The sequence below is a fragment of the Pseudoalteromonas sp. 11L1 genome (genome assembly GCF_055397545.1).
In genome coordinates, this window is record NZ_AP041141.1 from 798,647 (window position 1) to 819,703 (window position 21,057).

At 39.3% G+C, this 21,057-nt stretch carries 19 protein-coding genes; 10 read left to right on the forward strand and 9 right to left on the reverse strand.

What is annotated here, in order from left to right:
• Nucleotides 1-74: 74 nt before the first annotated feature.
• Nucleotides 75-1,196 (reverse strand): hypothetical protein, encoded by a 1,122-nt coding sequence (locus tag ACZ5WS_RS03700; RefSeq protein ID WP_464710711.1) that lies wholly within the window; start codon nt 1,194-1,196, stop codon nt 75-77.
• Entirely contained in the window at nt 1,196-1,390 is a 195-nt protein-coding gene (locus ACZ5WS_RS03705) for a hypothetical protein (protein WP_464710714.1), read from the reverse strand. The genes ACZ5WS_RS03700 and ACZ5WS_RS03705 overlap by 1 nt, the downstream gene beginning before the upstream one ends.
• Nucleotides 1,391-1,618: 228 nt before the next feature.
• On the opposite strand from ACZ5WS_RS03705, the gene ACZ5WS_RS03710 reads away from it, so the two are divergent.
• The 6 genes from ACZ5WS_RS03710 (at nt 1,619) to ACZ5WS_RS03735 (ending at nt 8,842) form a co-directional block, all read left to right on the forward strand.
• The gene (locus ACZ5WS_RS03710; protein WP_464710716.1) at nt 1,619-3,649 is read left to right on the forward strand and encodes a winged helix-turn-helix domain-containing protein; all 2,031 of its coding nucleotides are present in this window, start codon (nt 1,619-1,621) and stop codon (nt 3,647-3,649) included.
• A gap of 309 nt (nt 3,650-3,958) precedes the next feature.
• The gene (locus tag ACZ5WS_RS03715; protein ID WP_464710718.1) at nt 3,959-4,609 is read left to right on the forward strand and encodes a helix-turn-helix transcriptional regulator; all 651 of its coding nucleotides are present in this window, start codon (nt 3,959-3,961) and stop codon (nt 4,607-4,609) included.
• A gap of 117 nt (nt 4,610-4,726) precedes the next feature.
• Complete coding sequence (locus ACZ5WS_RS03720) at nt 4,727-5,491, forward strand: DeoR/GlpR family DNA-binding transcription regulator (protein ID WP_464710720.1); 765 nt, start codon at nt 4,727-4,729, stop codon at nt 5,489-5,491.
• 46 nt (nt 5,492-5,537) lie between these two features.
• Nucleotides 5,538-7,358 carry a glutamine--fructose-6-phosphate transaminase (isomerizing) gene (gene glmS / locus ACZ5WS_RS03725; RefSeq protein ID WP_464710722.1) on the forward strand — a complete coding sequence of 607 codons (1,821 nt, stop codon included), beginning with the start codon at nt 5,538-5,540 and terminating at the stop codon, nt 7,356-7,358.
• Between the two features lie 111 nt (nt 7,359-7,469).
• Nucleotides 7,470-8,657 (forward strand): alpha/beta hydrolase-fold protein, encoded by a 1,188-nt coding sequence (locus tag ACZ5WS_RS03730; RefSeq protein WP_464710724.1) that lies wholly within the window; start codon nt 7,470-7,472, stop codon nt 8,655-8,657.
• A 62-nt stretch (nt 8,658-8,719) separates the two neighbouring features.
• Complete coding sequence (locus ACZ5WS_RS03735; protein ID WP_283235062.1) at nt 8,720-8,842, forward strand: hypothetical protein; 123 nt, start codon at nt 8,720-8,722, stop codon at nt 8,840-8,842.
• 243 nt (nt 8,843-9,085) lie between these two features.
• Here ACZ5WS_RS03735 and ACZ5WS_RS03740 read toward each other — a convergent pair whose 3' ends face one another.
• The 3 genes from ACZ5WS_RS03740 to ACZ5WS_RS03750 all read right to left on the reverse strand — a co-directional run bounded on the left by ACZ5WS_RS03740 (nt 9,086) and on the right by ACZ5WS_RS03750 (nt 11,000).
• Nucleotides 9,086-9,448 (reverse strand): hypothetical protein, encoded by a 363-nt coding sequence (locus tag ACZ5WS_RS03740; RefSeq protein ID WP_464710726.1) that lies wholly within the window; start codon nt 9,446-9,448, stop codon nt 9,086-9,088.
• Nucleotides 9,449-9,545: 97 nt separating this feature from the next.
• On the reverse strand, nt 9,546-9,899 hold the full coding sequence (locus ACZ5WS_RS03745) for a hypothetical protein (protein ID WP_464710728.1): 354 nt from the start codon (nt 9,897-9,899) through the stop codon (nt 9,546-9,548).
• 12 nt (nt 9,900-9,911) lie between these two features.
• Complete coding sequence (locus ACZ5WS_RS03750; RefSeq protein ID WP_418607907.1) at nt 9,912-11,000, reverse strand: hypothetical protein; 1,089 nt, start codon at nt 10,998-11,000, stop codon at nt 9,912-9,914.
• Nucleotides 11,001-11,263: 263 nt separating this feature from the next.
• Here ACZ5WS_RS03750 and ACZ5WS_RS03755 point away from each other — a divergent pair, with 263 nt between their 5' ends.
• Nucleotides 11,264-12,562: a DEAD/DEAH box helicase gene (locus ACZ5WS_RS03755; protein WP_464710730.1), complete on the forward strand. Its 1,299-nt coding sequence runs from the start codon at nt 11,264-11,266 to the stop codon at nt 12,560-12,562.
• Nucleotides 12,563-12,667: 105 nt separating this feature from the next.
• On the opposite strand, the gene ACZ5WS_RS03760 is transcribed toward ACZ5WS_RS03755, so the two are convergent.
• On the reverse strand, nt 12,668-14,071 hold the full coding sequence (locus tag ACZ5WS_RS03760; protein WP_464710732.1) for a 5-methyltetrahydrofolate--homocysteine methyltransferase: 1,404 nt from the start codon (nt 14,069-14,071) through the stop codon (nt 12,668-12,670).
• A gap of 32 nt (nt 14,072-14,103) precedes the next feature.
• Entirely contained in the window at nt 14,104-16,515 is a 2,412-nt protein-coding gene (locus tag ACZ5WS_RS03765) for a TonB-dependent receptor (protein WP_464710734.1), read from the reverse strand.
• A 332-nt stretch (nt 16,516-16,847) separates the two neighbouring features.
• On the opposite strand from ACZ5WS_RS03765, the gene ACZ5WS_RS03770 reads away from it, so the two are divergent.
• Together ACZ5WS_RS03770 and ACZ5WS_RS03775 are read left to right on the forward strand one after the other, a co-directional pair.
• The gene (locus ACZ5WS_RS03770) at nt 16,848-17,342 is read left to right on the forward strand and encodes a Fur family transcriptional regulator (protein ID WP_464710736.1); all 495 of its coding nucleotides are present in this window, start codon (nt 16,848-16,850) and stop codon (nt 17,340-17,342) included.
• The gene (locus tag ACZ5WS_RS03775; protein WP_290167255.1) at nt 17,339-17,755 is read left to right on the forward strand and encodes a MerC domain-containing protein; all 417 of its coding nucleotides are present in this window, start codon (nt 17,339-17,341) and stop codon (nt 17,753-17,755) included. Before ACZ5WS_RS03770 ends, ACZ5WS_RS03775 begins: the two co-directional genes overlap by 4 nt.
• Before the next feature lie 84 nt (nt 17,756-17,839).
• On the opposite strand, the gene ACZ5WS_RS03780 is transcribed toward ACZ5WS_RS03775, so the two are convergent.
• Nucleotides 17,840-18,742, reverse strand: coding sequence for a homocysteine S-methyltransferase family protein (locus ACZ5WS_RS03780; protein WP_464710739.1), 903 nt, complete (start codon nt 18,740-18,742; stop codon nt 17,840-17,842).
• Between the two features lie 168 nt (nt 18,743-18,910).
• Nucleotides 18,911-19,156: a DUF3297 family protein gene (locus ACZ5WS_RS03785; protein WP_008112798.1), complete on the reverse strand. Its 246-nt coding sequence runs from the start codon at nt 19,154-19,156 to the stop codon at nt 18,911-18,913.
• Nucleotides 19,157-19,470: 314 nt separating this feature from the next.
• Between ACZ5WS_RS03785 and ACZ5WS_RS03790 the strand changes: the two genes are divergently transcribed.
• Complete coding sequence (locus tag ACZ5WS_RS03790; protein ID WP_464710742.1) at nt 19,471-21,054, forward strand: alkaline phosphatase; 1,584 nt, start codon at nt 19,471-19,473, stop codon at nt 21,052-21,054.
• Nucleotides 21,055-21,057 lie beyond the last annotated feature (3 nt).

The following is a 21,057-nucleotide window of genomic DNA, read 5'->3' on the forward strand; positions in this document are numbered from 1 at the left end:
CTTTAAATTGTTGCTTCCCCTTAATGGGGTGAAGTGAGTATTACTTTAAAAAAAGAAATAGGTAACTGTAATAACTACGAGGTTTTTAAAATAAAATCATTTAAATAGTTTGATATTTTAGATAGCCATAAGTTCGAGGTCGGTTTTTTTTTGTTTTTAATGTTAAATAACATTTCAATTTTATTTTTTAATATTTTATATTCCGTTTTCTCATATAGTTTAAGTAGTTTATCTTTATTGTGATTAGTTGGGTGATTAGATTGCAAATTACAAAGTGTCATCCCGTAATTAAATTCATCTTTTATATTTTCATATTGATTCAGTGTTTTTTTTACTAATGGAGATTCAATAGATAGCTTTTTTTCTTCGATAATACATGAAGAGAAACTTAGCTTAGACAAAGAATCTAAAGGAGTCTTTTCCATATTTGAAACTAAGTGTTTCATCACTGTTTCAGCTTTAGTTGCCAGCCCTACAGATTTGAAAGCCTCATATAACCGATAGCTATATACACCACTTTTTATGCACGTACTTTTATTTATCTGACGCCAGCAAAGTTGTATTGCTTCTTCAAATTTTTCTAAGCTGATTAAGGCTATAATTTTAGCCTCTATGTATACATTTTTTTCTCTGTAATATTGCGGTATCGTCTCTTTAATTTTAAGAACTTCATTATATTTTGATTTTATGAGGTAATATTTTAAAGTTTCATCAAGTGTAGCCATATACAATGAATTCCATTGCTCACCTAATATTTCTTTGGTGACATTTATGGACCCTAGTTTTACTTTGCCCGTATTGTCGAGAATAGCTATTTCACCCATCAGCTTGAGGAATGCTGAGTGTTGGTTTGTCAGCTTATAAAGGCGTAATAAGTTGATTGTTGGATCGATTAAGTTTATGAGGTTTTGATTATTTCTATCTTGTAAAAATTTATCCGACCAATAAGTAATTACTCGGTGTAAAAATAATTCACTGGCTTGCGCTTCTCCTCGGTACGCTAAAATAAGCGGGTAGGCGTTAATCAGCCAATGCAGAGTTTTGTTGTCACTTGAACTCTGGTTACGAACATCTTTATCAAAAGCAAGGCACATTTCTTCGCACCAGTCTTCAAGGTTTGATAAAGAGTTTAAATCTCTCTTTTCGGTTAATCGCTTCAGCTTTGGCTTGTATGATTTGCAAACTTCAATATTCATTAGCCAATGCCTTCTTGGCTTATTTTCGTAGAAGGCGTTTCATCATTATCAATGACATTACAATAAACATCTTCTGGACTTATGAACCCTCCGACGAGTTGATCAAGCAATTCAAGGCTTGTAATTTCGATTAATCCATCATTTGTTCTGCGGGCAGTAATTGCATTTTTATCTTTTTTTATGTGGTTATGCATTGTTTATACCTTATGGCTGTGGGTAAAAAATATAGCCTATTTCCGCGATTTATTTTTACAATAATTAATACGTGATATATGCATAACTAAAATGTAACCTTAATAAAAATCAGAGACTTAAAACTTTGTGGCAATTATAATTACAGTGCGTTACTATATCCCTTGTTAAGGGAATGTTAAGGTTTAATTGCGGCTTTATTTATGTTAATCAGGTTTGGTGAATATTGTTTGGATACAGAAGAGATGTCTCTTCAAGTTAATGAGCAATCAGTTGTACTAGAACCAAAAGTATTTGCTGTATTGATGTATTTTATTGAGCATCGTGAGCGTTATATATCAATGGAGGAGCTACATAAAAACTTATGGAAAGACCGTTGTGTATCAGATGCTGCGGTAAGGCGTATTATAAGTAAAATTCGCATAGTGTTGAATGATGACCATAAAAACCCTAAATATCTTCAATCGCTCTCTAAACGTGGATATAAATTAATTTGTCCTGTCTCAACAATTCCTTCCCCTATAGAAGAGAAGCAAAAAAGTATAGAAAAAACAGAGCACAAGAATGTTAAAAAAGCTAAAGTCTATTTTTACCTTATTGCAATAGTGATTCTTTTTCTTTCGTTAGCTTATCTTTTATTTAAATACAAAGCCGGTGAAGTTTCAGTTATTACTAAAGTGGTGGATACAGTCATCTCAGACAAAAAATCCTTCGCAGTTTCTAGTGAAGGTCGATACATTGCATTTACTAGTAAATTAAGTCATGAAAAGAATTATCATATTTATCTAAAAGACCAGAAAACAAATACTATAGAGGTGCTTGTAGATAATACAATCCTGCCTACAGGTTTGGTTTTCTCTAATGACGGGGAGCGCTTGTATTTTTCCGATAATTTAGATGGTATTGCTTTATTAAAGCAGATAGATCTAACAAATAAAGCGCATGGAATAGGTACGTTAGTAGCTGATTTTTATTTTATCTCAGATGTGTTTATCGACAAAAATGAAGATAACGTAATTTATTTTTCTGGGAAAAAAAGTCTGCAAAGCGCAATACTTATCTATAAATTTAACTCTGAAAAAGGCTTGCTTGAAGAGGTTACTTCCGTTACTCAAAAAGGATCTCATGATAGTCGTGCGGATATTTCTCCAGACTCTGGTAAGTTGGTTGTACTTCGAGTTGATATGGAAAGCAAGCGTAACTCTATTCGAGTACAAGATTTAAAGACTGGCAGAACTCTTTTTCACCATGATCAAAATACAGCTATCTATGATGTTCATTGGCTTGATGATGAGCATATCACTTTATTAGATGATAAAAAGTTAGCTAAAATAAATGTTCAAACAGGTCATTCAAATATTATTATTGATAAAAACAAGGGCCTGATCGCATTAGAGCGAGTAACCCCTAATACACTATTAGCTATCAGAGATAATGATAATATCAATACTCTGATAGAGAAAAAGCTGCCATTAAGTGATTTTAAAAATGTTGAAATGATTCAAAAGAAGCAACCTGAGCAACATAGTAGCATTGTTGCCTATCAACCTTTAGGTAACAAAGCCTGGATGGTTATAAAAGAGAAAGGTATTAGCTCCTTAATTTTTTATGAAAAAAGCAAGGCTACAAAAAAAACAACACTAATGAGCACTGAAAAACCACTCAAGTTGATCAGCCCCTCTCTGACTGGTAAATATGTGTTACTGAAGCTTCAAGAGCGCATAACACTTCTTAATACGTTTGATAATAGTCTGACCTACGTCTCTAAGGCTGATGAATTGATTGGTGATGTTACTTTTTCATTTGATGAAAAGTCCATTCTATATACACGAAAAAGTAATGGAGAGTGGCAAGTATTTGAGTATGCTATTAATAATAAAGCTAAAAATGTTATTTTCAAAGGCTATCGCTTTATTCGTCAATTTGAAGGAGGATATGCCTTAGGTGATAATGCAGGAAGATTATCACGGTTTGATGTACAAAAAGGAACCATGGTTACAATGTCGGTAAGTATATCCACTGAGACAAACACAAATTGGGCTGTATTAAATGGTAAAGTATTATGGAGTGATCACAATTTGTTAAATACGATGTTCTATGAAATAGACTTAAATGATGTGGATGCTTCTAGTCTAAAGTCAAAAGCGTTTGACTTTAGTGTGATTAGACCAAGGTTTTATGTGGATAAAGTGAATGGTTTAATTATTGTTGAAAGTTTAGGTAATAGAAATAGTGATATTATTTCCATTGAAATTCAATAGGTTAAATTTAGTTTTTGCAAAGTTATAAAAAAGTTATCTAATTGTTGTTGATAATATCTATCGTGTAGTTCAAATTTAATGTGAACAATAAAACTACAAAAACCAAATAGATTAGGGGCAACACCAACATGAATTATGTATACAAATCATCATTTATCTATACAGCTATTTTTACTTTCTTAACAGTGATATATCCCGCTGACTCGTCTATAGGTATTAACAATCAAATTACTGATAATGACTCGCCAAGTTATTCTTGTGTGATAGTTCCTATACTCTGTAGAGATGAGTCTAAATCGAGTTCTGCATATGATAAACATAAATGAACTACATTCTAGGATTGAGCTTATAAACTCAATCCATGGCTTTAATGATTTTTTTAAATATATAAAAAATAGTTATAGCTATGTTCAAGCAGGGTTTATTACTTTTGATCTCTCCGATTTATTTGATTTTGATACTCATTATTTCGGTGAATTAGATAGCTCTTTTTTAAGTGATGTTAATTCTCGTAAGGAGTTACTTCATTATTGCTTAAATGAAACAAGAGCAATTCAGCTTAGTGAGTTAGTTGGCAACTATGAGTCTGTATTAGTAGTACCTACAGGGTTACATAAAAATAAATTTGCTTGTTTTGTGTTGGAATTGTCAAGTTTAGGTGCTGAACCTCATAAAGTGAAAATGCTAGGGGACTATTGGAGAATATTTTTAGTTGAAATATTTGAAGCTTACCGGCGCTCAACAAGCTTTGATGCTGTAAAAATTACGCGGCGTGAAAAAGAGTGTATCCGTTGGGCATCAATTGGAAAAACATCGTGGGAGATAAGTCAAATTCTAGATATTAGTCAAAGAACGGTCGATTTTCATCTAACAAATTGCATTAAAAAGACAAATAGTACAAACCGGCAGCATGCAATCGTTAAATGTATTCTGAGTGGAGAGTTACTGAGTCCTCAATAGAGTTTCCCTGACCAATTAAAAGCGCATTTTGCGCTTTTTTTGATCTACAGCTTGCCATTTTATTAGTTTCGTTTAAAATCTACCAACTTTCGAAACGAAACTTAATTGTAACCACTTATGACCAAACGAAACACCCAGCAACGCCGCCATTTGATCCTTACTCAAGTTAATGAATTAGGTGAGGTAGCCGTAGATAGTTTAGCTGAACAGTTTCAAACATCAGAAGTAACTATTCGAAAAGACTTAACCGCGCTTGAAAAAAGTGGCTTATTGCTGCGCCGTTACGGCGGTGCTATTGCTCTGCCTAAAGAGATTGTTAGCGATGAGATTGATTCTAAGCGCAAAGTGGCCATTGCCAAAGCGGCAGCTGCGCTTATAAAAGATCATAATCGCATTATTATAGACAGTGGGCGCACCACTGCAGCAATGATCCCTGAGTTGGCTACAAAGCAGGGGTTAGTTGTTATGACTAACGCCATTAAAGTAGCAACGCGTTTATTAGCACTTGAAAATGAGCCAACACTTTTGATGACAGGTGGCACGTGGGATCCGCATTCAGAATCGTTTCAAGGGCAAGTAGCCGAAAATGTTCTATGCTCATATGATTTTGATCAACTATTTATTGGTGCTGATGGCATTGATGTAGCGCGTGGAACAACCACGTTTAATGAACTTGTTGGATTAAGCCAAGTAATGGCTAAAGCGGCGCGCGAAGTAATCGTTATGGTTGAATCAGATAAGATTGGCCGAAAAATACCAAATTTAGAATTACCGTGGCAAACAGTAACCACATTAATAACCGACAGTGGCTTAGCAAGTGATAAACGTGCAGCCATAGAGGCGTGTGGTGTAAAACTAATTTGCGCAGAAATTATGGAATAGCAACTAAAACGTAAGTTGCTAGAATTAAAAAATTAATGGAGACACTATGTGTGGAATCGTTGGGGCTGTTGCAGAACGTCCAGTAAATAAAATCTTAGTTGAAGGCCTTAAGCGCCTTGAGTACCGCGGTTATGACTCAGCAGGTGTAGCTTTACTTGAAGGCAATACACTTAATACAGTTAAAGCAGTTGGTAAGGTTGTAAACTTAGAGTCAGCACTTGAACAAGCTGGTGTTAGCGGCCACACAGGTATTGCACACACTCGTTGGGCGACTCATGGCGGTGTAACTGAAGCCAATGCTCACCCACATGTTTCAAGCAATCAATTAGCACTTGTACATAACGGAATCATTGAAAACCACGCAAGTTTGCGTGCAGCACTTAAAGGCGACGGTTACGAGTTTTTATCAGACACCGACACCGAAGTTATGGTGCATTTAATTCATCAGTTACGTCAGCAGCACACCACTTTATTAGCGTCAGTTCAAGCTGCCGTTAAACAGTTTGAAGGTGCATTTGGTACCGTTGTGTTCGATAAAGCGAATGATAACGAAATTATTGTAGCACGCTCAGGTAGCCCGTTAGTTATTGGTTTAGGCCTTGGTGAAAACTTTATTGCTTCTGATCAACTGGCATTATTACCAGTAACTCGCAGCTTTATCTTCTTAGAAGAAGGTGATGTAGCGCGTATTACTCGCGACACAGTAGAAATTTTTGATGCAGATGGCAACGCGGTTGAGCGTGAAGTTGTTGAATCAAACATCACACAAGATGCATCAGGCAAAGGTGATTACCGTCACTACATGCTAAAAGAAATTTATGAGCAGCCACTTGCAGTACGTAACACCCTTGAAGGACGTTTAAACGATGACCGCGTAGCTATTGATGCTTTTGGCGATAGCGCACAGCAAATATTTAAAGACGTAAAACACGTACAAATTATTGCCTGTGGTACGTCATACCACTCAGGTATGGTTGCTCGTTACTGGCTTGAGCAATATGCAGGTGTTAGCTGTAACGTAGAAATTGCCTCTGAGTTCCGTTATCGTCAGTCATTTGTACACGAAAATAGCCTACTAGTAACTATTTCACAATCAGGCGAAACGGCTGATACTTTAGCTGCACTGCGTTTAGCTAAAGAGCAAGGCTATATGGGGTCAATGACTATTTGTAACGTACCTGGCTCATCGCTTGTGCGAGAATCAGACCTTGCCTTTATGACCAAAGCAGGCGCTGAAATTGGTGTAGCCTCTACTAAAGCATTTACTACACAGCTTGTTGGTTTGTTAATGCTTACTGCGTCTATTGCGCAAGAGAAAGGCTTAGATCAAAGCGCGATTGTTAACGCTATTAAACTGCTACCAGCTAAATTAGAAGAAACGCTACTATTGGCTAATGGCATTGCAGACCTTGCTGAAGAATTTGCTGATAAGCACCACTCACTGTTTTTAGGTCGCGGCTCACAATACCCAATCGCGATGGAAGGCGCACTTAAGCTTAAAGAGATTTCATACATTCACGCTGAAGCATACGCAGCAGGTGAGCTTAAACACGGCCCATTAGCACTGATTGATGCCGACATGCCAATTATTGTTGTAGCACCAAACAATGAATTGCTTGAAAAGCTTAAATCAAACGTAGAAGAAGTACGTGCTCGCGGCGGCATCATCTATGTATTCGCTGATAAAGACTCACACTTTGAGTCAGACGACACAATGCGTGTAATCAACGTAAACCATGTAGATGACGTGATTGCCCCTGTTGTATATACAATTCCTCTGCAGTTGCTGTCGTACTACGTAGCAGTAATTAAAGGCACTGACGTCGACCAGCCACGTAACCTAGCAAAATCGGTTACTGTTGAGTAAGATCAACAGGTTATAGGTTTTGATTAATGTTAAAAAAAGCGCTCAATGCGCTTTTTTTGTGCCTGAAACTCTGTTAGCTTAAGTAACTTATTATTCTCTAAGGGATTAGTCATGCGTTTATTAACCGTTATTTGTTTTTTTAGCTTTTTTGCTTTTAGTTCACAAAGTGTCTTTGCACAAGCTGGCATTAAACAGCAAAGTGCTGATGACTCTCAATTCATGCACACTATTAAATCGGCTGTTTTAAACGAAGAACGCACAGTTGTCGTGCAATTGCCTAAAAGCTACCAAGCTGAGCCAAATAAGGTATATCCTGTCATATATCGCTTAGATGGCGCGGGTAATATACCGCTTGCTAGTGCTGTTATTGAGCGCTTACAAAATGATAATCGTGCGCCTGAGGTTATTATTGTCGCTATTAAAAACACTAATCGACTCAGAGATATGTATCCTACAGTGAACAAGGAACCGCAGGGCCCAGTAGGTGAAGGGGGCGGCGCAGCAAATTTTTTAGCGTTCTTTGAGCAAGAGCTCATTCCTTTAGTAAATAAGAATTATCGCACGCATGACTATAAGGTTATATCTGGTGCCTCCGCTGGTGGTGTATTTGCGCTATATGCTTTGCAGGCAAAGCCCGAACTATTTCAAGCGCATATTGCTTATAGCCCCGCAGTTTGGTGGAATTATGGTGCATCGGTAAAAAGCACAAAATCGTTTATAACTAAAACGAAAGACCTGAATAACTACGTTTATACTAATATCGGCGAAGAAGCCGGCATAATGCGTGAAAGGTACGATGAATTACAACAATCACTGCAATCGCATAAAGTGCAAGAGTTACGCTTTTTTAGTGATGCGTTTGATGGCATCTCGCATGGCTTAACCTCTGCTGCTGGCGTATTTAATGCCTATTACAACCTGTTTTTACCTAAACAAATGCCCATAAGTGCTTTAACTGACGATGTTGCCTCTATTGATGCTTATTACCAAAATTTATCCCAACAATGGGGCGAACAGGTACCTCCACCAGATCGTGCTGTTAGATTACTTGGTTACAACCTAACGGACAGCAAGCAGTTTACCCGTGCTATTGAGGTGTTTAAGTACAATTTAAAAAACCACCCAAAATCAGTCGATGCGCTTTCAGCTTTATCTTATGGCTATGAAATGCAGGGTGATACTCGCCAAGCACTTGAACAGATGGAGTCTGCATTAGCCATTGCAGATGACTCATATCCTTATATAAACTACTTAAAAGAAACAAAAGCTAGGTTACAAGCAGAACTTAGCAAGAACTAATAATATTGCTAACTTAGTTGTTGGCTTTTTATGAAAGCCTCTTTAGGTTTGAAGCGCTTACGGTGACAGTTAAATTAATTAAAAGAGTAGGACTTAAGATAAAAATATTGATTTTTAACGTGATTAAAGCCTTACCAAACAAATTAGAAGAAGCAATATTACTTGCTGATGGTATTGAAGACTAAGAAGAGTTTACTGGTAAATACTCAAACTGTGAGTCAGATGGCTATGCGAGTTATCAATGTAAACCATGTAAATTACGTGATTACCCCTATTGTATATACAATCCCACTACAGTTACTGTCGCACTATAAAGCGGAAATGAAAGTACAGATTTTGACGAACTATGCAATTTGGCAAAGTCGGCCTAAAAATTTTAAAATCAACAGGCTACAGGTCTGATGTAAAAGGCGCTTTGTGCGCCTTTTTCAGTCTGCGCGATTACCTAAATCATAGGCAAAGTAGCCATAGGCAATTACGAACATCAAACCTATAAATGATATATGCATTACGCGAGCTAAAATTAAATCTATAGGTCTGGCGTGTAGCAAAATAGCTTCGTCATTAACAACCGTCGCCTTTGCGGATTTTTGCCGCCTTATTACTTTGCCATACATGCTCACTCTTATGCCCAGCCCTTTATCCCAAAGTGGTTCATGTATCCCTTCCTCGCGCATTTTTTTCTCAATATGTTTCATTGAAATACGAGTAAAGCATAAAGTCGAAATTAGATAGCTAATTATTATTGGTAAAGATATAAATAAAAAAATCTTTTCAGAAATCACATACATAATTTAAAACCAATTCATATCAGAGAAGTAAGCATATATTAAGGTACAAGTGATTTTCTGTAGCATAAAACCTTCTGCCTATAATTTCGTCATGAAATTAATAAGCGCGCTCACCTAAGTCATATGCAAAATAACCATATACAGCTAGGGTCATCATAATTACGAAAGAGTAATGCATTGTGCGAGCTAAAATTAAATCGATAGGTCTGGCGTGTCGTAAAATTGCTTCGTCATTAACAACCGTCGCCTTTGCGGGTTTTTGCCGCCTTATTACTTTGCCATACATGCTCACTCTTATGCCCAGTCCTTTATCCCAAAGTGGCTCATGTATCCCTTCCTCACGCATTTTCTTCTCTATGTGTTTCATTGAAATACGAGTGAAGCACAAAGCTGAAATAAGAAAAGCAATTATAAATGGCCCAGTTAATATCCAGTAAAAAGTTTCAGGCATAAGATACATAGCTTAAAACCAGCTTATATTAGAGCTAAGGTCATAAACTAGACCTGAGAAACCCTTTCCAACAGCATCACCAACTTTACCTGCAGCATAACCAGCCCCCAAGCCTACACCTATAAGAATTACCCAGCCAACTGGACCCATTGCAATTGCTATTCCTACCCCTGCGGTTATAGTCGTACCGCCAACATATGCTCCTGCAGCTGTCCCTAAACCAAAACCTGTAGCTTCCCTGACTGCACTGCGCTGCCAGTCTTTACCTGCTTTGTAATCGTCATAAACGCTATCAGCTCGAAGACCTGCATCAATCGCAATGACAAACTTTCCTGCAATGTTGGATCCTTGCTCTAATTTACGTAAGTGCTGTATGTTAGCTAAAGAAGTTAATTGCAAGGGAGCTGAACTTCTTGCGCTTCTTGCTGTATCTATGCCTCGCTGCGCATTAGACCAGATATTACCCCGTGCAGATGCTTTCACTTTGCCTTTGAATTTAACCATTTCTCTTTTAAATACAGTGTTTAACTCTAGATGGGCTTGCTTTGCTTTGTTACCTAGTTTGATTAATTCTAATTTAGGCTGCTTGTTCTGCGATGCTTTTCTAATTTCAATTAAGCTAGTTTGGTATTTTAGAATCGCTTTTCCAAATGTACTTAATCTCACTTGGCTTGACTCTAATGAGGTAAGTGCTGCGCCAGTGGCAGTCAAGGTATCAAGATTTCTTCCAAGAACTTGTTGACTCGTTAAACCTCTTACTTTATCAACATATGGAGATATTTCCGCATCGTATAGCGCGGCAATAGCCAAAGCATCTTCATCACCGAAGTTGTTTACTATAGTACTGACATTTCTCTTTGTATGCTCAGGCCAAGACACCGTATTATCAAGTGCACAAGCTATGTCTGGACGAGAGCGCCTGAAATCACTCATATCCCCAGATTGTGGAGTTCTTAAAATGAACGGGGTTCCTTGAGGTATAAAGTTACCTATAATATGAGGGTTATCCTCTCTAAATCGCTTTAATTGCTCTAAGTCATTACTGTTAAAAGGTAAACTTGCTCGACTTTTCGTATTGAAACATAAATCAAATTGAGACATGACATTTCCTTGTATCTAAAATTAATCCATCAGGCCGCAAAAATAACACACTTGAAATGCTGAAATCAATAATACAGCGTGTTCAGCTATTATTTGTAATGATTGATGTATGTGATAAATAGTATTAATGCAAAGTGATATTCAGTGAATCATCGTTTAATAAAAAACAAGATGCATTTTATTTAAATCACTAACCTCTACTTAATAGCTGCTAAATACGCTAAAATTACAGGCTACTTTTTAGCAATAAGCCCGTAATAAATATGACCTCAGCCGCAAGCCCTAGTACTTTTAACGATCTTGGCCTTATTCCAGAGCTAATTGCTCGATTGTCTGATCTTGAATACACGCAACCTACGCCGATTCAGGCAAAAGCAATCCCAAGTATCTTGGCGGGCAGTGACTTAATTGCGGGGGCAAATACCGGCTCAGGTAAAACAGCAACCTTTGCTTTACCTATGCTACAAACGCTATTTTTAGCGCAAGGTGCTAATAAAGCAGCGGGCAAAGGCAACTTTGTAACAGGACTTATTTTGGTACCTACACGCGAGTTGGCAGTGCAGGTAGCCGATAGTGTTAAATCGTATTCTGCTAACTTTAATGGCGCCATTAAAACAGTAGCGGTGTTTGGTGGTGTGTCGGTTAATACTCAGATGCAGGCACTACGTGGTGGTGCTGATATCATTGTTGCAACGCCAGGGCGCTTGCTCGATTTAATCTCAAGCAATGCGATTAAGCTCGATAAAGTAACAACCTTAGTGCTTGATGAAGCTGACCGCATGTTAAGCCTTGGCTTTACTGAAGAGCTTGCTGAGCTATTAGCGCTTATGCCTGCTAAAAAACAAACCATGTTGTTTTCAGCAACCTTTCCAGAGCAAGTCACTCAATTAACGCAAGAGCTGTTAACTAACCCTGTTGAAATACAAGTTCAAAGCAAAGACGAAAGCACCTTAGTACAGCGCGTATTTACGGTTAATAAAGGCGAAAAAACCACGGTTTTAGCGCACTTAATTAAAGCGCATCAATGGCGCCAAGCACTTATTTTTGTAAATGCTAAAAAAGATTGTGAGCACTTAGCGAGCAAACTTGAAAAACGCGGCGTGAACGCACAAGTATTCCATGGCGATAAAGGCCAAAGCGAGCGTACTCGTGTAATTGAAAAATTTAAAGCTGGCGAAATAGAAGTACTAATTGCTACCGATATTGCAGCCCGTGGTTTAGATATTGAAAAGCTACCAGTAGTAATTAACTTTAACTTACCGCGCAGCCCTGCTGACTACATGCACCGTATTGGCCGAAGCGGCCGTGCCGGTGAAGTAGGTTTAGCGCTATCACTGATTGATTATGAAGACTTTCATCACTTTAGAATTATTGAAAAGAAAAACAAACTACGTTTAGAGCGCGAAGAGGTTACAGGCTTTGCTGTAAACCAAGCCAACCTTGATGCCGCAGAGGCGCTAAAAAACGACAAGCCAATGGCCAAGCCAGAAGGTACAGGTAAGAAAAAGAAGAAAAAATCCAACCAAGAAGATGATGTATGGAGCGGCTGGCGCCGGAAATAATTTAGTTACCTAAATACTATTAAAAAACCCGTAATTAGCTTAACTAATTACGGGTTTTGCGTTTTATGGATCTAGCCCAAAATTTTACAACAACACGCTACGAGTTTAATGTTCGTGGTCGTGCTCTTCCTCTTTCTCTTGTGCTATACCTAACCAAGTAATAGCCGCTGGTGGGAAGGTTAGTTCTAGTTCACCTTCAATTTCTAAGTCTTCTAGGTGTACTTGCACAACGTGTTGGGCTATTGGGTCGGCTACGTAAGCAAACTGACCATTTTGTGCTACTGTCATACTAAACTTCATGCCTTCAGGCATTGTTGTTACATCTTCTTGCGTGATATCAACTTGACCTGCTAGCTCCCAGTGTATGTGATCGTCGTGCGCATGTGCCTCAAGTACGTTTAAAAAGCCTAAGCTGTCTAAAACTAAAAAGTGCTCGCCATTCGCTGAGAAAGAGTAAGAAACAGCGCTTGCGCCATCGGCTAGCTGCCATTCTAATTCTTCCATTTCAGCTTTTGCAGGATTTATACTCACGATCACAGCAGGGCCGCCACCGTGACCAGACGCTACGCCAATAAATGTCTCGCTATCTTCGTGGCCATAAATACTACCAATACGTAAATCGCCAACGGCTGCAATGTTCGCTATTTTTTCAGCTTCGTATTCATCATCGTGCTGGTGGGCTAATAACACACCATCGCTACAGCCAAATGCCACATAGTCATGGTTTTGTGCTGCGCCGTGCAAATCAGGGCATGTAAGTTCTAGCGTTTGTTTAAGCTCGTATTCGCCATCATGAAAATGATAAACACCTACCTGATCCGGAAGGATTTTTGCGTTTGATGTACTCTCGGTATCATCGCGACGAATGGTCGCTAATAGATGCTCTCCACGAGGTTCTGCTACACCATGCATATTAATGTCGTAACTAATACCAGGTAAGGTCGCTGTTGCGTTTGTTATGTCGTTATCTGTTAATACTTCAACAGACGCAGTTGTGCCTGATGCTGCATCACCATCATAAAATACCGCTAATTTACCATCGTGCTTTACCAAGTGAGTAGGGCGACTGCCGCTAGTTAGCTCATAACTGCTAAACTCAGGGTTTTGTTCGTAATCATGAAGGTGTGCGCCGTGATCTTCACGCCATAAGCCACCGTCTATAAAGCCGAGGTAATCTTGAGCGCGGCTAGCAATCACGGCATAACGAAAGTCAGGCGACGACGATAGCGTGTTTGAATCATTAGTAAGAGTGAATGTATCAAGAAGCTCATTGTCGTCTAAGTCGAAAAAGTTCGCTTCGTTGCTATCGCCAGCAAGTATCGCAAGCCTACCTAATGAATCAATAGTGTATTCATCACCGTGGTCGCCACCATCGCCATGATCGTGGCCGTCATCAGGTACTTCTATTGGGTCTTTTTCGACAATGTTTGTTTCTGCATCACCACAAGCGGTGATTAATGTGCTGCTTATTGCCAGTGCAATTAATTTTAATTTGAATAGTTTAGTCATGTTAATTTCCTTTATTTATAATTTTTTAGCGCTTAAAAGTAACCGCGAATACCTAGTGCAAAGCTACGACCTGGACGTGGCGCTATATTCTTTAAAAATGAGCTATGCACGCGCGCTTCTGTGTCTGTTAAGTTAGTGCCTCGTAGATACACAGACACATCTTGATTTAGCACTGATAAGTCATATGAAACGCTGGCATCAAGCATGGTATAGCCGTTTGTAGCTGTTTCTTCTGGTGCTGTGCGGTCTTGCTCTTGATAGCGAGTTACGTGGAGGTGCGCACTCAGCTTATTTGTTTGGTAGCTAAACTCAGTACCAAAACGTAGCGGTGGTGTGCGTGGTAAATCGCCACCGTCTTTAAGACGTGCACGAACGTAATCTGAGAATAAATCAACTTTAAACTCATCGGTTAACTGCCATGCAAATTGGGCTTCAAAGCCATGTAAACTTACGTCATCTGTTTTAAATAAATAAACTGGGAGTTCAGATGAGTGATCATGCTCGTCACCGTGGTCATGATTATGCTCATCACCATGGTCGTGGCCGCTTTCGGCGTATAGGCCTGTGTCGATTTGGTAATAATAATTGTCGACTTGGTTGTAGAAAGCATTAAGAATGAAACCGATATCACCTTGGGTTTTACGAAACGTTAAATCAATATTGTTTGCTGTTTCTAGGTCAAGCGCTTGCTCAGATAAACCAAAATGGCCGTCTTCATGAATATCAAATAGTGCGCCTACTTCATAAGTACCAGTTCCAATGTGAGGGCCGAATGATAATAGCTCCGACACCGAAGGAGCACGCTCAGAACGAGATACCGACAAGCCTAAGTTGTAGCTAGGTGCAAAATCCCACACGACACCTGTTGATAAACTAACTGGTGTGAATTCTTGTTCTACGTCAAATACGCGAGTATTGCCGGCATGTTCTTCATGAGCATGATCGTCATGAACACCGGTGTCATTGTGTGCGTGTGCATCAATGTTAGGTAGTAACACGTTATCAGCATCGATGGTTACCCGTTCAACTCGGCCACCTAATTGCACTAAAAAGTCACCAAAGTGTTTTTCTTCCATCAGTGCTATAGCAAAGCTTTGTGTTTGTGACGGTGGTGTGAATGCCTCAGAGCCTTGCGCTTCAACATCACTGTGTTTGTAATGAAAGCTCAAACCACCATTCCACTGCGCAAACGGGTTATGCATTAAGTCTACGCGTAACTCATTGGTTTCATTTTCAAACGTGGTACCCACTGCGCCATGTTCAATTTCAGCATGTTCGTAATCTGTAAAACCTGCGCGCAGGTTTACTCTATTAAGCCATTTGTTATCAAGGTTATATTCACCTAGCAACTGCACTTTAGTTTGCTCTAAGTCGGCATATACGCTTTCCTCAGCGCTATTAACATCTTCGCCACCATGGGTGTGGCCTGGAATGCCGTATTGACGATTAAATTGCTCAACAGCTATACCTACAAAACCTTGGTCAAATAGATAGCTAGTACCTAAGGTAAAGCCGTCAGACTCTTCATTACTATTTGCAACGGTGTAATCGCCACTATGTTCTTCATGGTTATGGTCATCATGGGCTAATTCAGCGGCCACGGGTATTTCATAGTCATCGGCTTCACGCCAAAAGGCGTCGGCATAAAATGCAAAAGAATCAGTTCCTGTTGTGGCGTTAAACGAGGCTACTTTTTGATTATCAACAGAGTTGTGCTCAAGGTTCCATTCGCCGCGAGTTGTGCTGCCTGTTGGCACACGATTATCAACTACATTAACCACACCACCAATGGCGCCGCTGCCATAAAATAAAGTGGCAGGGCCACGTAATACTTCGATTTGTTTTGCGGTTGATGCCTCTGATGCGACTGAGTGATCAGGGCCAACGCGCGAAACATCGCTGACATCAAGGCCATTTTGAGTGATTAGAACACGCGGCCCGCTTAAGCCACGAATGATAGGTGTACTGGCTACTTTTGCATGAAAGTTAGTATTAACCCCCGGGAGTTTTTCAAGGCTATCGCCAAGGGTTGCAGCTTGCTGCCGTCTTAATTGTTCGCCAGATAACACGCTAACGGGAGACGAGGATTCCATTGCCGACATGTGAATAGGCGTCGCTTCAATATCAATTACTTCAATGGGTGAACGTTCTAAGTTAAAGGTAATTGACTGGCTTTTATCATCACTAAATGTGATATCTCGATGCAGATGGGCATAACCAGGGGCGGTAATATGAAGTTCTTTTAAACCACTTTTTAAATCAGTTATTACGAACTTACCGCTTGCATCTGTTACTGCTGTTATATCTGAGCCTTCAACTTCTACAGTTGCATTAGTCACCACTTTACCTTGGTTGTTTAGAACAACACCTTCGATGGTATTTGCAAGTGCATTTGTTGGTAGTAGGGCTGCTATAAACAAAGCTAATTGAGATTTTCGTGTCATTTGAATTCCTTTGCGAATGTTATATTGTATCAATTGTGCTTGAAATGTTATATTGTATCAATAGTTAATTAACTAAAAATCACTCAGGATATATAATTTTGCTACTTCACCTACATAACTTAAGTTGAATTTTTATTTAAATTCAGTACTTTAAGTGTTTCTGTCATTGTTTAGGTGTTGTTCGTGGGGGATCTGTTTGCTGTACAGCAAAAGTTAGTTGTTACATTTATTTAGCTCTAGTTAATAAATTTTTAGGTAAAACCACAGCGGAGGCATTGAGCAACAAGGATGGCAAAGTTAAAACATCAGCCCACTACATTAGAGTGGGTAATATGAATAAGCAGCAATTTAAAGAGATGATGGGTTTTGCGATAAAAAGATGTGAAGCCTTTGAAAAAAAATTAACGCCAAAACGTCAGCAGGTATTTGAAATTCTATTGCAAGCAAATAAACCTTTGTCTGCTTATGAGTTAACAGATCAATTTAATAAGCAAATAAATACACCGATTTTGGCAATGTCCGTTTATCGGATATTAGGTTTTTTAGAGTCGGTAGGTCTGGTACATAGATTAAAGTTAGAAAATAAGTTTATACCGTGCAGTCACGTTAATAATGATAGAGAGCATCAACTATCGATGTTTTTAATTTGTAGCTCTTGTAATAAAGCAAGTGAGGTGAATGACCTTAACAATTCGGTTAAATCTTTGTTTAGGGAACTGAAAATGAAAGGGTTTACGCCAGCAACTTCGCAATTAGAAATCTCAGGTGTTTGTTTTGGGTGCCAGCAAAGTACCGCTAACACAATTAAAAAGAAGGATAAAAAATGAAGCTGACTCAAACGACAGCAGATAAGTTTGCCATTGGACTTTCGTTAATGTGCACGGTACATTGTTTTGCAACACCGGTTATTTTAGCGCTGTTGCCAAGCCTTGCTGTACTGCAAATAAATGGTGAACAGTTTCATTTATGGATTCTTGCTGCCGTACTGCCAACAAGCTTATTAGCTTTGAGCTTAGGCTGTAAAAAGCACAAACGTATACGTTATATGGCGTGTGGAGTTGTTGGTCTAGTCTTTTTGATAACTGCAGTATTATTAGGCCATGAAGTGGCCGAAAAAACCTTCACTTTAATTGGCTCTGCTTTTATCGCGTTAGCTCATTGGCTTAATTACCAACAGTGTTTTAAAAAGCATGACGAAAAATGCCCGTGTTCAGCAGGTGGATCTGACCAAGTAGCCTAGCAATACAAGGGCTCGATTAGGTATTGGGAATTAATCATTTCAGCTTTAAGGTTTCTCTATATTTTTGTAGTTAAATAAGGGATATTAAAACTCTTTAATATCCCTTTTCCACTTTACCAATGCTGCAATGAATTCGGGGCCAATACCACAGCAGCCACCAATAATTGTTGCGCCAAGGTTGTGCCATTGCTTGGCAAACGCTACATACTCAGCGGGTGATAAATCGCGGTAACCTTGCGAGCCTTCATTGGCTTTATAGTCGCTGGCTATTGGTGTAAAGCCATTCGCAAAGGTCCCTAAATCAACATTTTTATTCTGCTGTTTTAGCACAGTACTTGTGTCGCGTAGCGCTTGTTCAATGACCTCGGGAATAGAGCAGTTGAAGAATATGCCCGCTATATTATGTTCGAGCAATGCTAAGGTAGCATCGGATACTAATTCACCAGAGCGTAATGTTGCTTGTTCGCTTACTTCATCACTTAAGGTAAATGCGAAATAACATGGTTTGTTTGAATTTTTAAGCACCCTTGCCATTACATGAGCTTCTTCAATACTGGAAATAGTTTCGCCAATCCACACATCTACATATTCATCTTGTGCTTTATATAGGGTATCTAAAATAGTAAATGCGCGTTCACCTTGGAAAAAATCAGCACGGTACGATCCAAATACGGGTGGTAATGAACCCGCTACTAGCACGTTTTGTTTAGCGTTTCGAGCCGCTTCTTTTGCAATTACAGCAGCTTGCTGTGCAAGTGCTGCGCCTTGTGCTTGATATAATGCTTCACCTAAATGAAAGGGGACACACGCATAGCTATTTACCGTAATAATTTCTGCCCCTGCATTTATAAAAGCTTCATGTGCTTGAGTTACGCATTGTGGTGCTTCTATTAGAGCTTGCGCACTCCAAAGTGGCTGTGAAAACGGCGCGCCCATGCGTTTAAGTTCACGGCCCATGCCGCCATCTAATATTGTTAACCTGCTCATAACGGACTTCTAAACGTCTAAAAATTTAAGGTTATTCAAACATATTTTTTGACAATTCATAATGAAACTTCATCAGGTTGAGTATGAAAAAAGTTCAACATGCTTTAAACAGGCACAAAAAAAGCGACTACCCAGTGAGGTGTCGCTGTTCTTTTTATAAGTAAGCTATTACTTATAAAACGCTTCTACAGTGCCTTTTACTTTCATAAGTAATGGCTGACCGCGACGGTCTAGCGCTTTAGGCGCTGCTACTTTAATCCAACCTTCGCTGATGCAGTATTCTTCAACGTCAAAACGCTCTTTACCGTTAAGAGTAATACCGATTTCATGTTCAAATACTTCTTCTACATAAAATTTGCTACGTGGGTTAATAGACAGTTGATTAGGTAATTCTGGTTTGTTTGTATCAGTCATAATAGTGATCTGCGTTGAATTAATTATGCGCTATTGTAGGCAATAGCAGGCTTATGCTCAAGCAAGAGATCAATAAACTAAGCGGCTTTATTATATTTATATTGTGATGTGCTTTTATAGGGCTGTTACATATATTATGAGAAGGGTTAAACAGTCGATGGAAATACAAAAGAGGTTTTATTGATATAAAATTTGGCTGTCACCTTCTTGTCATTAAAATTACCTTTATTAGTAACATCTATTTCCTATAGTGCAGCGGTTGATGTTTTTGAGTTCACACTTTTTAAAATAACCACTACATAACAGGAATTAGGATGAAAATTAAAAAAGTCGCTGCGGCGGTTGGGCTAACATTTATGTTAAGCGCTGCTAGCCATGCAAATGTACTACCACAAAGCCAAATAAATAATAACTGGTATACAAATGCACAAACTACGTTAGCTACTAAAAACACCCAAGCACAAAGTGCACAAGTTACAAAAGCAAAAAACGTGATTTTATTTGTTGGTGACGGCATGGGTATTTCTACCCTAACGGCAGCGCGAATTTTAAAAGGCCAACGAGCAGGTAACCCAGGAGAAGAAGGCTATTTAAGTTTTGAAGAATTTCCATATTCTGCACAAGTTAAAACCTACAACGTAGATGCACAAACTCCCGATTCTGCAGGCACAATGACAGCGATGATCTCAGGTGTTAAAACTGATGTAGGCGTGATTGGTGTAGACGAAGACATTGAACGCGGTGTGTGCTCAACAGTTGCAGGAAACGAGCTTTTAACAGCAACAGAACTGGCTGAAATTAAAGGTCTAGCAACAGGTATTATTTCTACCGCACGTATTACTCATGCAACGCCAGCGGCAACATATGCTAAATCGGCAGATCGTAACTGGGAAGATATCTCAGATATGCCCGAGGGCTCAGAAGGCTGTGAAGATATTGCCTCACAGCTAGTTAACTTTGAAAAAAATCTAGAAGCGCGCTTTGTAGGTATTGATGTAGACGGCCTTGATTTTGTAATGGGCGGCGGTCGTCGTCACTTTTTACCAAAAGATGCTGCGGCTAATTCAAGTGACGCAGTGAGCGCTGTTGAAGGTGATCGTACTGATGAGCGCAATCTTGTAACTGAGTGGCAAACACAATATCCAAATGCAACGTACGTTATGGACCAAGCTGGGTTTGATGCTATTGCTGACGATGTAACCCAAGTATTTGGTTTATTTAACGAATCGCACATGCAATACGAAGCCGACCGCAGTAATGACGTGGCAGGTGAGCCTTCACTTACCGACATGACGACTAAAGCGATTGATGTACTGGGTAAAAACGAAAATGGCTTTTTCTTAACGGTTGAGTCGGGCCGAATTGACCACGCACATCATGCGGGTAACGCTTACAACGCACTTAACGACACCATTGAATTTGCCAATGCAGTGCAAGCGGCAATCGATAATACCAACCCAGAAGAAACCCTTATTTTAGTCACTGCCGATCACAGTCACGTATTTACTATTGCTGGTTACCCTAAACGCGGTAACCCAATTTTAGGTCAAGTAGTTGCTGTAGGTCAAACAGTGCCAAGCCTTGCCGCCGACGATATGCCATACACCACGGTAGGTTATGCAAATGGACTGGGTTTTAGAGACTTAGGTGATGAAACTGATGCCGATGCAGCGTACTTAAGCGGCCCAGTCGCTGGGCGTGTTGAGCTAAACGGCGTTGATACAACAACCCCTGGTTTTCACCAAGAAACAACCGTACCACTAGGCTCTGAAACGCATGCTGGTGAAGATATTTCATTGCATGCTAAAGGCCCTGGTGCACAACTTGCTCAAGGTGTAATTGAGCAAAACGTTGTATTTCATCTAATTAACCAAGCACTTGAATTAACTCAGCAATAATGG

Excerpts from the sequence above, each read along its gene's own strand:
- ACZ5WS_RS03780 (WP_464710739.1), bottom strand. The coding sequence starts at position 18,742 with ATGAGCAGGTTAACAATATTAGATGGCGGCATGGGCCGTGAACTTAAA.
- ACZ5WS_RS03715 (WP_464710718.1), top strand. The coding sequence starts at position 3,959 with ATGATAAACATAAATGAACTACATTCTAGGATTGAGCTTATAAACTCA.
- ACZ5WS_RS03790 (WP_464710742.1), top strand. The coding sequence starts at position 19,471 with ATGAAAATTAAAAAAGTCGCTGCGGCGGTTGGGCTAACATTTATGTTA.
- ACZ5WS_RS03745 (WP_464710728.1), bottom strand. The coding sequence starts at position 9,899 with ATGCCTGAAACTTTTTACTGGATATTAACTGGGCCATTTATAATTGCT.
- ACZ5WS_RS03760 (WP_464710732.1), bottom strand. The coding sequence starts at position 14,071 with ATGACTAAACTATTCAAATTAAAATTAATTGCACTGGCAATAAGCAGC.
- ACZ5WS_RS03770 (WP_464710736.1), top strand. The coding sequence starts at position 16,848 with ATGAATAAGCAGCAATTTAAAGAGATGATGGGTTTTGCGATAAAAAGA.
- ACZ5WS_RS03740 (WP_464710726.1), bottom strand. The coding sequence starts at position 9,448 with ATGTATGTGATTTCTGAAAAGATTTTTTTATTTATATCTTTACCAATA.
- ACZ5WS_RS03700 (WP_464710711.1), bottom strand. The coding sequence starts at position 1,196 with ATGAATATTGAAGTTTGCAAATCATACAAGCCAAAGCTGAAGCGATTA.
- ACZ5WS_RS03775 (WP_290167255.1), top strand. The coding sequence starts at position 17,339 with ATGAAGCTGACTCAAACGACAGCAGATAAGTTTGCCATTGGACTTTCG.
- ACZ5WS_RS03755 (WP_464710730.1), top strand. The coding sequence starts at position 11,264 with ATGACCTCAGCCGCAAGCCCTAGTACTTTTAACGATCTTGGCCTTATT.
- ACZ5WS_RS03720 (WP_464710720.1), top strand. The coding sequence starts at position 4,727 with ATGACCAAACGAAACACCCAGCAACGCCGCCATTTGATCCTTACTCAA.
- ACZ5WS_RS03785 (WP_008112798.1), bottom strand. The coding sequence starts at position 19,156 with ATGACTGATACAAACAAACCAGAATTACCTAATCAACTGTCTATTAAC.
- ACZ5WS_RS03730 (WP_464710724.1), top strand. The coding sequence starts at position 7,470 with ATGCGTTTATTAACCGTTATTTGTTTTTTTAGCTTTTTTGCTTTTAGT.
- ACZ5WS_RS03765 (WP_464710734.1), bottom strand. The coding sequence starts at position 16,515 with ATGACACGAAAATCTCAATTAGCTTTGTTTATAGCAGCCCTACTACCA.
- glmS (WP_464710722.1), top strand. The coding sequence starts at position 5,538 with ATGTGTGGAATCGTTGGGGCTGTTGCAGAACGTCCAGTAAATAAAATC.
- ACZ5WS_RS03750 (WP_418607907.1), bottom strand. The coding sequence starts at position 11,000 with ATGTCTCAATTTGATTTATGTTTCAATACGAAAAGTCGAGCAAGTTTA.
- ACZ5WS_RS03705 (WP_464710714.1), bottom strand. The coding sequence starts at position 1,390 with ATGCATAACCACATAAAAAAAGATAAAAATGCAATTACTGCCCGCAGA.